General features: G+C 63.5%; 13 protein-coding genes. 8 read left to right on the top strand and 5 right to left on the bottom strand.

The window, feature by feature from the left end:
* The first annotated feature begins 32 nt into the window (after window positions 1-32).
* Window positions 33-515, top strand: a complete 483-nt coding sequence (locus AC5RUM_RS17455; protein WP_494036134.1) for a winged helix-turn-helix transcriptional regulator — start codon at window positions 33-35, stop codon at window positions 513-515.
* Window positions 516-1,208: 693 nt separating this feature from the next.
* Here the strand turns inward: AC5RUM_RS17455 and AC5RUM_RS17450 are convergent.
* The 3 genes from AC5RUM_RS17450 to AC5RUM_RS17440 all read right to left on the bottom strand — a co-directional run bounded on the left by AC5RUM_RS17450 (window position 1,209) and on the right by AC5RUM_RS17440 (window position 4,425).
* A complete protein-coding gene (locus tag AC5RUM_RS17450; protein ID WP_494036133.1) occupies window positions 1,209-2,630 on the bottom strand; it encodes an MFS transporter in 1,422 nt (473 codons plus the stop codon).
* Window positions 2,631-3,232: 602 nt separating this feature from the next.
* Window positions 3,233-3,781 carry a P-loop nucleotide/nucleoside kinase family protein gene (locus tag AC5RUM_RS17445; RefSeq protein WP_494036132.1) on the bottom strand — a complete coding sequence of 183 codons (549 nt, stop codon included), beginning with the start codon at window positions 3,779-3,781 and terminating at the stop codon, window positions 3,233-3,235.
* On the bottom strand, window positions 3,778-4,425 hold the full coding sequence (locus AC5RUM_RS17440) for a bifunctional 4-hydroxy-2-oxoglutarate aldolase/2-dehydro-3-deoxy-phosphogluconate aldolase (RefSeq protein ID WP_494036131.1): 648 nt from the start codon (window positions 4,423-4,425) through the stop codon (window positions 3,778-3,780). Before AC5RUM_RS17440 ends, AC5RUM_RS17445 begins: the two co-directional genes overlap by 4 nt.
* A 177-nt stretch (window positions 4,426-4,602) precedes the next feature.
* On the opposite strand from AC5RUM_RS17440, the gene AC5RUM_RS17435 reads away from it, so the two are divergent.
* From AC5RUM_RS17435 to AC5RUM_RS17410, 6 genes are all read left to right on the top strand, one after another.
* Window positions 4,603-5,583, top strand: a complete 981-nt coding sequence (locus AC5RUM_RS17435; RefSeq protein WP_494036130.1) for a Gfo/Idh/MocA family protein — start codon at window positions 4,603-4,605, stop codon at window positions 5,581-5,583.
* Window positions 5,576-6,571 carry a LacI family DNA-binding transcriptional regulator gene (locus tag AC5RUM_RS17430; RefSeq protein ID WP_494036129.1) on the top strand — a complete coding sequence of 332 codons (996 nt, stop codon included), beginning with the start codon at window positions 5,576-5,578 and terminating at the stop codon, window positions 6,569-6,571. The genes AC5RUM_RS17435 and AC5RUM_RS17430 overlap by 8 nt, the downstream gene beginning before the upstream one ends.
* Window positions 6,568-7,143, top strand: coding sequence for a VOC family protein (locus AC5RUM_RS17425; RefSeq protein ID WP_494036128.1), 576 nt, complete (start codon window positions 6,568-6,570; stop codon window positions 7,141-7,143). Before AC5RUM_RS17430 ends, AC5RUM_RS17425 begins: the two co-directional genes overlap by 4 nt.
* Window positions 7,140-8,042: a sugar phosphate isomerase/epimerase family protein gene (locus tag AC5RUM_RS17420; protein WP_494036127.1), complete on the top strand. Its 903-nt coding sequence runs from the start codon at window positions 7,140-7,142 to the stop codon at window positions 8,040-8,042. The genes AC5RUM_RS17425 and AC5RUM_RS17420 overlap by 4 nt, the downstream gene beginning before the upstream one ends.
* Window positions 8,039-9,034, top strand: coding sequence for a Gfo/Idh/MocA family protein (locus AC5RUM_RS17415; RefSeq protein WP_494036126.1), 996 nt, complete (start codon window positions 8,039-8,041; stop codon window positions 9,032-9,034). Before AC5RUM_RS17420 ends, AC5RUM_RS17415 begins: the two co-directional genes overlap by 4 nt.
* Before the next feature lie 219 nt (window positions 9,035-9,253).
* Entirely contained in the window at window positions 9,254-10,003 is a 750-nt protein-coding gene (locus tag AC5RUM_RS17410) for an SDR family NAD(P)-dependent oxidoreductase (RefSeq protein WP_494036125.1), read from the top strand.
* Window positions 10,004-10,083: 80 nt separating this feature from the next.
* Here the strand turns inward: AC5RUM_RS17410 and AC5RUM_RS17405 are convergent, their stop codons facing one another.
* Complete coding sequence (locus tag AC5RUM_RS17405; protein ID WP_494036124.1) at window positions 10,084-10,473, bottom strand: DUF2188 domain-containing protein; 390 nt, start codon at window positions 10,471-10,473, stop codon at window positions 10,084-10,086.
* 63 nt (window positions 10,474-10,536) lie between these two features.
* Here AC5RUM_RS17405 and AC5RUM_RS17400 point away from each other — a divergent pair, with 63 nt between their 5' ends.
* Complete coding sequence (locus AC5RUM_RS17400) at window positions 10,537-11,571, top strand: AAA family ATPase (protein ID WP_494036123.1); 1,035 nt, start codon at window positions 10,537-10,539, stop codon at window positions 11,569-11,571.
* Window positions 11,572-11,702: 131 nt separating this feature from the next.
* Here AC5RUM_RS17400 and AC5RUM_RS17395 read toward each other — a convergent pair whose 3' ends face one another.
* A complete protein-coding gene (locus tag AC5RUM_RS17395) occupies window positions 11,703-12,281 on the bottom strand; it encodes a protoglobin domain-containing protein (RefSeq protein ID WP_494036122.1) in 579 nt (192 codons plus the stop codon).
* Window positions 12,282-12,358 lie beyond the last annotated feature (77 nt).

The following is a 12,358-nucleotide window of genomic DNA, read 5'->3' as shown; positions in this document are numbered from 1 at the left end:
ACTTGAAGAAATTATCGAAGGCAGGGTGAACGATGAATCGGCCGACCGACAAGGCAGTAGATGCGCCCAGGGCGTGTTTCATCGCGGCGGGGCTCGACGTGCTCGGGGAGCGGTGGGCGCTGCTGGCGCTTCGCGAGATGTCCTTGGGCGTTCACCGATTCGATCAGATCGCACGTAATACCGGCGCGTCCCGCGACATCCTGGTGGGCCGACTGCGCACACTCGAAAGCCAAGGCGTGATCGAGCGCGTCCAGTACTCCGAGCGCCCCCCGCGCTACGAGTACCACCTCACAACTTCCGGGGCCGAAGTCGCGCCCATTCTCATTTCACTCGCAGCGTGGAGCAGTACATGGATGCGCGACGAGACACCCCGTGCCTCTTACCGGCACAGTTGCGGGGCCGACCTGAAACCGGTGGTGTCGTGTGCCGAATGCGGTGAGGAGTTCACGCCAGGAAGTCTGATGCTGGGACCGCTTGTGTCAGCGGCCGGTACGGACCCGGCGTCCGACCAGTAAGAACAAAACGGCCAGAGGACGACGGCGGTACCTCCCGCCGTCGTCCTCTGGCCACCGTTGCGTCCGCTGCCGCCGGCCTGATTCCCTCAGCGGTGGTTGGTGTCCACGGAAGACACACCGGGTGTCGTGCGGGCGCAGAAGCCGAGGTCCGATGAAGCTGAGCGGGTCTGCGGGGGATTTGATGGTGAGCGATTCCCTGATTCCGGGCCTTATAGCGCGTGGCCGATTCTCGATCGGTGGGCATTGGATTGGGGCGTCGTTCTGATCCAGCTCGCGATGATCGAGTAGCAGAATGACAGACAGCGATGCTGATTCTGGTCCTTCGTGGATGCGCTGTAGAAAGGCAGCATGACTGCTCTGGGCCGTTCCCCGCTTAAGCATTGTCAGGCTGGGGTCTAAGAGTTTCTCGAGCCGTTGTCCCTTAAGGGGAATCGGACCCTATTCTGACAGCTAACTGAGAGGGTGCCTGACATCGATTGGGGTGTAGCTCAATCGGGATATGAGGTTCCGCCGGACTGCGCTTGTTCCCGGCGTAGGTGAACTTTAAAGGTGTCCGGGACTCACTTTTGTTTGTCGTCCACCAGCCCATTGCTGGCCTTGGCCGGACATGGGGTCGCCCTCGACCGGGCCTCGGTCGAGGGCGATCCCCGAAGTGCGGGGCGTTACATGGTCACGAGAGTACGTGAAGGACGCCTACGGCTTGGAACCATTCGCTTGGATCCCGCCGTGTGCAGTCTCGGCGAGCAGGTGCTCACCCTCCAGTACCTCCGGGTCCGCCGGAGCTACGGTGGCACGCCCTGCCCTACTTCCGGTCTCCGGGAGCGTGAAGTAGACGATGAGACTGAGAGAGACAATGGCGATCATGTAGACCGCAACGAACATGGGTTGTCCGGCGCCGACGAATGCGGCGGCGATCAGTGGTGCGGTGCCACCGAAGACGGCGATGACGATCTGGTGCGCGAAACCGATGCCTGCTACCCGGACTGAGGCCGGAAAGAGCTCTGCCTGAATGGTCGGGTAAACGGCCTGCCAGATACCGAGAACTACCCATCCGGATGCTGACACCAGAACGTATACCCAGAAGCCCGGCTGGTTCAGCAGCAGGAGCATGGGGTAGAAGAGCACGATCATGCCGATGGCACCGATGATTGGGAAGATTTTGCGTCGGCCGAGTCGATCCGAGAGCGCGCCGCAGACCGGCACGATAATGACGAGCAAGGCCAGCCCGATAACGCTCCCGGCCAGGGTGGAGGACAGGTCCCGGCCGGTGGTCAGCTTGGCGTAGGTGGGGAGGAAGGTGGCCCAGGTGTAGTAGGCCACAGCCGGGGCAGAGAGTGCCGCTGCCTGCAGCAGTGCTTTCGGGTGTTCGCGGAGCAGGTCCATCAGGCGCGCCCAGGGGGACTTTTGGTCGACGAGGGCAGCTGCCTCAAACTCAGGGGTCTCGTCTGCGCGGGCCCGCAGGATCAGACCGACGATGCCGAGGACGCCGCCCACGACGAACGGGATGCGCCAGCCCCAGGCTGCGAGTTCGGCGGGAGCAAAGGATGATGTCACGATCGCGGCCGAACCGGTCGCTGCGAGGGTTGCCAGGCCGCTTGCCATGTTGGAGAACGAGCCGAACAGGCCCCTCCGGTTCGCGGGAGCGTGTTCGACCATGAACGCGATGGCGCTCTGCTGCTCGGTACCGGCCGAGATTCCCTGGAGGATGCGTGCAACCAGAAAGAGAACAGGTGCTGCGTAGCCGATCGTCGCGAATGAAGGGGTGAGGCCGATGATCAGAGAGCCGAGCGCCATCCCGGAGATGGACAGCGTCAGGATGAGCCGGCGGCCGTAGCGATCGGCCAGTGGAGAGATGATGATTCCGCTCAGCGGGCGTACAACAAAACCGACTGCGTAGGTGAGCAGTGCTGCGACAAGGGAGGCGAACGGGGAATCGCTGGGGAATATCTGTCCCGCGAACACCGCTGCCAGCAGCCCGTAGATGTACCAGTCGTACCATTCCACGAAGTGGCCGATGGTGCCTGCCACCATGTTGACGGAGCGGTTAGGGCGCTCAGGCGCTTCGGGAAGCTCCGAAGGGTCTGGACTGCCGACGGCTTCTTTTGAGGTCTTCATTGAACTCTCCATATTTTCACGTTTGCTGGGGAGGGGTTTTGGAATATTCGGGACAACCGCAACGACGTGGTGGTCCGGTCTTGCCCGCCTGTGCCTCGCTCGGAAGGTATTGCATGAGCTCCAGGGAGGCCGATGCGGCTGCTTTGGCTGGTAATGAGATCGGTTGCAGTGATCACGCCGCTGAGATCGGTTGCTGAGATCGGTTGCAAGCAACGATACGTAGGGTAGGCGGGTCTGTCAACGAATTTCTTTGGATTCGGAAACGGAGGTCCGGGTCTTGCGCCAGTGGCTGTCAGGAGGAGCTGCTGCCGTCTTTGTTCGAGGGTCCGGACGCGGACCGGGCTGGGCGGGGGCGGTGGCAGAGCCTGAGATGGCAGCCCGGGCGTCGTTCGATGTCAGGGGCTGCCTCTGGTGCTTAGCGGCAAAGGCTATTCCCTCGAAGAGGAGACGCTCCGGGCTGGGTCGACGTAATGCGGTGACCGGCCCCGGCCTCAGAAGCCAAGGTTGCGCGACGCCATCGGAAGCTTTCCGATTAATCGGCCTCTGTTGGGCCGGGGGAGGTCAGCGACCGGGCAGGAACGCGTGGAACGTGCCCTGAGCCGTTATCCCTCAATGGGCAGGGGCTTCTCGTTGTTGAGATCAAGGAAATGGACCCCGGACCAGGCACAGTCCAGGCTGCCGTGTGCCGCCCAGTACTCGTCCCAATGCGCAAGTTTCCACCGATCTCTTTCCAGGCCCCTTCGAATAAGTCGTTCTCGGAGAACGTCCTGGGAGACTTGTACCCGCACCACCGTGGTCTGCGAGGGGGGCCAGTGGAATTCTTCTGCGGCGCGCGCCAGGTAGTCCGGTACGGCGAAGTACGCGCCGAAAGGTGCGTCGAGTACGACCGATCGTCCCAGCCGCAGGTTCACTCCTGCGACATCCATGAGTGTCTGGTACTCCAGGGGCAGCAGATTTTCCCGGTAGAAGGTGTTGGATTCCCGGTCGGTGGGGTCATGTCCCGTTGCCTCCAGTGCGAACTCGACAAGGCGGCCGCATAGCCGGTCCTTGTCCAGGTACGCGGCATTGTGCTCCTTGGCTGTTTGCTGGGCAATGGTTGTCTTTCCGGATCCGGCAGGGCCGATGACAATGAAGACTTTGGGGGCTGTCATTGGCGGGCCTCTGCCACTGCTGAGAGAAATTCCCTGGCGGCCTCGGTGACGCGGGAGAAGTCGCCGTCGGGTTGCCATGCTTTTGTCACGGCGCTGCCGACGCCGACGCAGGTGACGCCGGCAGCGAACCATTCGGCGACGTTCCCGGGAGTGACGCCGCCTGCCGGCATGATCGGCAGGTGTGCCAGCGGGGCGAGGACCGACTTCGCGTAGGGGATGCCGCCGGCTTCGGTGGGGAAGAGCTTGAGGATGTCAGCGCCGGCTTCGGCGGACTCAACAAGTTCCGTCGGCGTGTATGCGCCGCTGATGGTCGGAACCTGGTACCGGTTAGCTGTCCGGATCATCGCCGGGTTCAGCTGGGGGCTGACCAGGAAGTCTGCGCCGGCTCGGATGCACTCGTAGGCTGAGTGCTCGTCCAGAACAGTTCCGGCTCCGATCGCGACTCCGTTGGGCCCGTGCTTGGCAGAGAGTTGGCGGATTACGTCCACGGCACCCGGGATCGAGAGCGTGATTTCGAGGGCCCGAAAACCTCCGGCGATTGCCGCTTCCGCCACCTGTTCTGCAAGCTCTGCGGTTTCCAGGCGCACGATCAGGACCGCGCCGGTCTGGTCAATGGTCTTCAGGGTGCGAAGTTTTTTATGCATTGCTGGCCTTTCTTCTGGCCCAGGCAGTTTCCCTTGTTCCGGGGCGCCCCTGGGCCGCTGTTGAAGTGTCGTTGACAAACTCTCCCACCATCCATAGTGTTATTGCAACCGATCTCAGCAATCGATCTCATACTGAGCGGACGACAAGATCTCATACTTAGCAAAGGAGCTGGCAGGGTGAGCAAAACACGCACGATCATTCTTGGTGCTTCGCACTGGCACGTTCCGCTGTACGCCCGGGCAATCGGCGAAGAACACCAGGTCGTCGGCATCAGTGACGACAACGTGTCGCTCGTCCAGGGACTGGCGAAGACTTGGGGCGCTCCCGTTGAGGCGGACTGGCGGAAGCTGGTCGATCTGCCCGAGGTGGGGCTCGCCTATGTCTTCGGCCCGCACGATGGAATGGCGGAAAAGTGTCTGGCCCTGATCGAGCGTGGCATTCCTTTCGTTGTGGAGAAGCCGCTCGGAACGTCCCTGGCGGAACTTTTCCAGGTGCGGAAGGCTGCGGACGCGGCCGGGGTGGCCGCAACGGTTCCGCTCGTTCAGCGGGGTGGCCCCGCCGACCGGTGGCTGGCCAAGGCTGGTCGGCCCACGTACCAGAGGATCTCCTTCATCGCCGGACCGCCCTCGCGTTACCTGGATAACGGCAATCCCTGGATGCTGGACCCTGCCACTGCAGGGGGAGGGTGTTTGGCGAACCTGGGACCGCATTTCGTGGACCTGTTCCTGCAGGCCTGTGACGAGTCTGCGGTGAGTGTCGACTCGCGGCTCTCGTCGGCCCTGCACGGCGGGGCTGTTGAGGACCATGCCAGCCTCATCGTCACCACCCCGAGCGGATGTGAAGCGATCGTGGAGGTGGGCTACGCCTTCCCGGGTTCGCCGTTGAAGCGGTACTGCAGTTACACGTCGGCAGGCGAGGCGGGATTCGCCTCCGTTGACTCCGATGGGTCTGCTACCTTCACCGCGTTGGACGGGACGACGGAGTCCGCCGTGATCGACGTGGACAGTGACCCTCTTTATGATCCGTTTGTACGCCGTGTCGCGCAGACACTGGAAGATGGATTCCGGGGGCTGCCGACGCTGGCCGAGCTCGAAGACGTGATGCGCCCAATTTGGCAGGCGTATGACGACCATCATGGAGGAGAAGAAAATGGCTGACCTGAGTATCGATGTTGTTGCGAAGGCGGCCGGCGTGCACCGGTCCACGGTTTCCCGGGCATTCTCCCGGCCGGAAGCGGTGAAAAGCGAAACCCGCGAGCACATCCTGCGTGTAGCCGAGGGGCTCGGTTACACGATGAGTCCGCTCGCCCAGGCGCTCCGCCGTAAGACCAGCACCTTCGTGCCCCTCATCGTGCCTGACATCACCAACCCGTTCTTTGCCGAACTTGCCAAGACCATGACCCAGGCGGCCGATGACCGCGGATACCAGCTGCTGCTCTGCGTCACCAACGGAGACCCGGCCAAGACCGAGGTGTACTTCACCGCGATGCAGGCCATGTACGCGCCTTTCGGGATCGTCGCGCCATCGACGAAAGTCGACACTGACGCGCTGAAACGCTTCGATTTTGGCCACCGGGTGGTAGTGATCGACCGTGTGGAAGGCGACTCCTCGGTTCCAACGGTCACCGTCGACAGCCGCCGCGGAATCATGCTCGCCCTGGAACACCTGCGTTCCTTGGGGCACACCTCGATCGGCTACGTTTCCGGTATCTCCGGGACCCACACCGCCCAGGACCGGATGGACGCCTATCTGGAGCTGTCATCTGAAGGCGACAGCACGCCCCTCGTGCTCGACAGCGGCTCCGATCCGGACGCAGGGGCGCGCGCGGCAAAGCACTATCTGGAGATGGAGAATCCTCCGACGGCGATTATCGCCGCCAATGACATGGTCGCCTTCGCGGTGATCTCGGCCCTGGGCCAAAGCGGTATCCGCGTACCGGAGGACGTATCGGTCATGGGCTTTGACGGGCTGGCTCTGGGGGCCCGGTTCAACCCGCCCCTGACTACGGTGCGGCAGCCGATCGCAGACATGGGAAACATCGCAATCGAACTGGCGGAAAAGCAGAACCTGAACGGCTCGGTGGACCACGTCGTCCTGGAACCCGAACTTCTGGTGCGCGCCTCCACCGCAGGACCGCGCAAATGAACGGGGCCAACGAAGGAACCCTTCGGCGGCTGCCCGGGCTGCGGCACACCGACCACGTCGGCCTGACAGTTCCGAACCTCGAGGACGCTATCAGGTTCTTCGTCGAGGTGCTCGGCGCCGAGGAGCTGTACCGCTCCGACCGCGGACCCGACGAAGAATTCATGCCCACCAACTTCGATGTCCCTGCCGATGCCCGGCTCACCCTCGCCATGCTCCGCCTGCCCCCGAATCTGAACATCGAGCTGTTCGAATGGAGCAGCGCTGAGCGGCGGGAAACCCCGCCCCGGCACTGCGACGCGGGCGGGCACCACCTGTGCTTCGTTGTGGACGACGTCGACGAAGCGATCGCGGTGCTGCAGGAAACTACGGGAGTCCGCGTGCTCGGGGAGCGCAAGGAAGTCGCCGGCGACAGTCCGCGCGTAGCCGGCAACCGCTGGACCTACTTCATCACCCCGTGGGGGCTGCTGATGGAAATCGTCGACCGATCCCGCGTCGCATCCCCACCTCGGCTCGTCGGTCCAGCGGACTGGACAGCCACACAAGACATTTTCAGGAAGGACAATCAACTATGAGGCTTGCAGGTCACACACTAGGCACTCCGGACCATACGGTCCCCGAGGCACTGAAGCTTTTTCGGGCCGCAGGGCTCGATGCCGCCGAAGTCATCTACCAGGACGGCTACACCTCAGGTCTGCCTCAGGGGGACCGGCGCGCCGCCCTGGAGGCACTGAAGGCGGCGGAGGGTGAAGGGCTGCCCATTATCGGCCTCACGCCCTACACCACAGCCATCAATGCCCTGGACGAGAGCGAGTGGCGCGGGGGAGTCGACGAATTCCGTGGCGCGATTGAGACCGCGCATCTGCTCGGCGCCGACCGGGTGCGTGTGTACGCGGGGTCCTGGCATCCCGGTGACACCGATCATGCCAGGCAATGGGCGAAACTGCGGGAGGCCCTGCAGACCCTGGCACCTGAGGCGGAACAGGCCGGCGTGCGGCTGTGCGTGGAGAACCACTTTGGCACCATGACCCAGACCGCGGCAGACACCGCCGCGCTCGTGCAGGAGGTTGCCCACCCGGCCGTTCGTGTTCTCTACGACCAGGCCAACCTCACCTTCACCCACGACGAGACGTTCGAGGAGGCTTTTGCCGTTCAAGGCGACCTGATCGGTCACGTGCACGTGAAGGACCTTGTGTTCACCGATCCCAGTGCGGCCTTCCGCGCCACGGAAACGGCCCGCGTCGACGCTTCCGAGCGCGCCGTCCGATCACGGGTCATCGGCACCGGCGTCCTTCCCTGGCCCCAGATCCTCGCGGCGCTGCTGCGCCACGGCTACGATGACCTGCTGAGCATCGAGTACGAGTACCGCTGGCACCCGCAAGACCTCCCAACCCCCGAGGACGGATTTCGGGAATCCGCGACCGCGCTGCGCGGAATGCTCACTGATCTCGCTGAAATGGAGAACGCCCGATGAACGGCCAGCGCCTCCGCGTCGGCGTCATCGGCGCAGGCAATATCGCCACCATCGCCCAGCTGCCCACACTCGTCCAGCGCGATGATGTCGAGTTGGCAGCCCTGGTCTCCCGCCGCGAGGACCCGGGCAACCTGGTCCGGCGCTGGGGTTTCGGCGCCGCCTACCGTTCCGTGGAGGACATGCTGGATGCTCGGGACCTGGACGCCGTCTTCGTCCTCACACCCCGGTCCGAACACGCCCACGCGGTCCAGCTGTGCCTGGACAATGATGTCGACGTGTTCTGCGAAAAGCCCCTGGCCCCGGCCACCGAGGAGGCAGAACGTTTGGCGGACCTAGCCGACGAGCGCGGCCGCATTCTGATGGTCGACTTCAACCGCCGCTACGCCCCCGTCTACACCGCCGGCCGTGAGCTGTTCGGCACGAAAGGCGCCACCTTCTGCGTGGCGCAAAAGAACCGCCCCGGATCCGAATACCGCGCAACGTTCGAGAACGCCATTCACATGGTCGACCTGCTCCGCTGGTACTGCGGCGGCGAACCCGTGGACGTGGCCGCACACGCCGCCGGTGATGACCCCTGGGAAGAAGACGGCGTCGCAGCCATGATTCGCTTTGACACCGGCAACACCGGAGTGCTCATGGCTGCCCGAACAGCAGGTGCCTGGAACGAGAAACTCGACGCCTACGGCGAGGGCAAGACCGTGGAGGTGCGCGCCCCGGAAACAGTGTCGACCACCGTCAGAGGAGTCACCACGTCACGCGAGCTCAGCGCCGAGGCCTACGGCTGGGCAACAGCGACGGACACGCTCGGATTCTCCGCCGCCGTCCACCATTTCCTGGACCGGGTCGCTGACCGGGCGCAGCCACTGACCTCCGGTCGCGAAGCCGTCCATACCCAGCGGCTGCTCGACCGGGTCCTCGCCGCCTCCGGACTGCCCACAGAAGAACAAGAAGGCCGGCAATGGGCAAGCCACGCCACGAGTGGCAACAGCTAGTCAGCACGGGCACGTGCGCCACCCTGGACCGGGGATGGCAGGCAACCCGGGCTTCAACAGTGCAGCAGCAGGTCAGGGTACGGAGCGCGCCCACTGAAGCAGCCGCGCCCGGAGCGATGGCACACCCTTTGGAAAACACCTCAAGTAAGGACCTAGAAAGATGAAACGAGCAGCCCACCAGCCAGCCGCAGGGCAGCATCTGACAAGCGGAGTTATCAGATGAGCCTTAAAGACCAAGTCGTTCTGGTGACCGGATCAAGCGGCGGAATCGGCGATGCAGTCGTCGACGCGCTCACAGCCGAAGGGGCCCTCGTCATAGGTGCCGATCGCGGCCCGAAGGAGGGCCAGGAACTGGCCGGCTTCTTCCCGCTCGACATCACCTCCGAAGAACAATGCGCCACAGTCGTCCGTGACATCACAACCAGGTACGGGCGCATCGACGCTCTCGTCCATGCGGCTGGAGTCTTGGGTGCCACGCCGGACATCATGAAAACAACGACCGAAGAATTCGATTCCATCATGCGGATCAACGGCTCCGGCACGTTCTCCATGGTCCGGGAAACCGCACAATCAATGATTGGGACCGGAACTCCAGGTGCCATCGTGATCCTCTCCTCCGTTGCAGCCAAAGAAGCCCGCCTCAACTACTTGCCCTACAACGCAAGCAAACTCGCAGTACTTCACATCATGTGGTCCTTCGCCGAGCTGCTCGGCCCCAACGGCATATCGGTCAATGCCATCGCGCCAGGCCCAGTAAACACTCCCATGTGGGCCCAGTTCGCTAAGGACTCCGGCCCGGACGCAGCCGCCAACCGGGCCAAGCGCGCCGCGCAACTTCCCATGCGCCGGTTCGCCGAACCAGACGAAGTCGCCCGCGCCATCCTTTTCCTTGCCGACCCAAACAACCGCTACATCACCGGCGTGTCCCTCGACGTGGCAGGCGGAGCACACCTGGGAATGGGAACCTGATCCAGGAAACCCCACCCACCAAAGGATGATGCAGGCGCGGTCTGAATTCACAGCGGGTTTGGCAGCCGAACTCGCCGCCGTTATGCCGGGGGAGGTTCACGCGCAGGGTGGCGCCGAGGCGGTCGGTGTCCACGGTGATGCAGACCAGGTTCTCCTGTGGCCAGAAGCCGAGGGTGTGTGATGAAGCTGGGCAGGTCGGCGCGGGATTTGATGGTGAGCGTTGCCATGGGCTGGGCTTCTTTGACCTTCTTCTTGGCCTGATTGTGGTTGTTGGGGTCGTTGCCATGGCTGTTCTTCTCAGCAGTCTTGCCGTCCTGGTTCTGGATGACGTGCTCCACCTTGTCGGCTCTCGCCGCGTCCCGGCCGGCAGCAATCGCTTCATCCTTGGTGCCGTAGTCAGCACCGAAAGCACGGCCAGTGCCCGCATTATCTAACGGAGACTGCCTGTTCCGCGTGAGTACTACGACCAAAAGGGTTTGATACTGGTGAGGCCAACTCCACCCCGGTCGGGAGTCGAGTACTACAGTAGATGCATGGCTTCCGGCCGCAATCCGCTCGACGACCTGCGCGAAACCATCGGCCATCTGGCCGATCAGCTCAAGCTGCCCGTTTCGGAGCGCGTCGACGACCTTGTCGGCGATCTCATCGGTGCGAGGCCCGGGCCGGCCCGGCCGCTGTCCGAGGTGCAGGCCGAGCTCGACGCGTTGGTCGGACTGGAGACCGTGAAGGAACAGGTGCGGGCCCTCGTCGCACTGCTCCAGGTTCAGGCCCGCCGTAAGGCGCACGGCCTGCCGGAGGTAGCCACATCACAGCATCTGGTGTTCCTCGGAAACCCGGGCACGGGCAAAACCACCGTGGCGCGTCTCCTGGCCGAGATGTACCGCGCGGTCGGTCTGCTACAGAAAGGCCACCTGGTCGAGGTCGACCGTTCGGGCCTGGTGGGGCAGTACGTGGGCGCGACCGCCATCAAGACGGACCGGGTGATCCGGCGCGCGCTGGACGGCGTCCTGTTCATCGACGAGGCCTACGCACTGGCCCCGGAGGACGGCCGGATGGACTTCGGTCCCGAGGCGATCGAGGTTCTGCTCAAGCGGATGGAGGACCACCGCCACCGCCTGGTCGTGATCGTGGCCGGGTACCCGCGGCTGATGGAGTCCTTCTTGCTCTCGAACCCCGGACTGCGCTCCCGGTTCGCCCGAGAGATCACGTTCCCCGACTACTCCGTCGACGCACTCCAGACGATCTTCCACCAGATGCTGGCCCAGCACGAATACACGCTGGAGCCGGGTGCGGACCAGATGCTGCGCCGCATCCTCACCGGGCTCCACGCGGGCGAGGACTCCGGTAACGCACGGTTCGCCCGCACGCTGTTCGAGCAGGCGCTCAACCGCCAGGCGCTGCGGCTGTCACTCGACGAGGAACAAAGTCTCGACGCGCTCGATCGTGAGGCCGTCATGACGCTCACCGCGGAAGACATCGTCGAGGCCGCGCGGGCCTTGGGCGAGGAGCCGGAGTCGGAACCGACGCCGGAACCGGAGCGGTCACGCTGGTGGCGCTGGCTGGCCTGACCGGATCTGCGGCGGATGTCAGGCCCAGATACCTGACAAATCGTCTCCAGACTGATCCCGTAATCGCGGGCAAGAACGGACTTGGGAATGCCGCTATCGGCACACTTAGCCAGCTCGCCGGCTCGGCGCGATTACCAGGATGGGCTGTACGGCTGGGCCCACAAGGTCGCGGTCAGGGTCACGGCTTTCAGCCATGCGTGGTACACCGCATCCAGTTCATCCTGGTCGCTGATCTCTTCAGCGAGGAATGGACGGATGGTTATGGTCAGCGGAACGATAAAGGCCACAACGTAGCGGAGATGGATCTCACTGGTTGAGTCGACTCCGTCAGTTTCGTTTTTCTTGGCCGCGGTGTGCCGAAGGGCAATTTCGTTCTGGTAGTCGAGCCATTCCTGGTCGTATTCGCGCATACACAAATCGGAAATCCATACGGCGAACCGCTGCCGCACAGCGGCAAGGTAGTCGGCATCGGGTGTGCCCTGGTGGTCGGAGAAGCTCACAAGGAGATGGTCCAGACTTCCAACAAAGCCATACCAGACGTCAAGAACGCGGTCGGCACGTGGAACGAGAACTTCCCCTGCCCGCTTCAGCAGTGCATGGTCCTCCTCGCTCCACAGCACGGTGGCCTTGAGCTTGGCAAGGTCCTCCAGTGACACAGGACTCTGAACGAGCGTTCGATCTCCATACATATATCCGGGCGTCTGCGACATGAAGGGATCCTTCCGGGGGGGTGATGGTGTGTGTCGAGTTAGGACATGACCTGTCGGGCCGGTGCCACCATGGTGAA

This window comes from Arthrobacter sp. B2060 (assembly GCF_059090445.1).
Note: the sequence above shows the minus strand (reverse complement) of the source record. Positions and strands in the feature narration are given on the sequence as shown.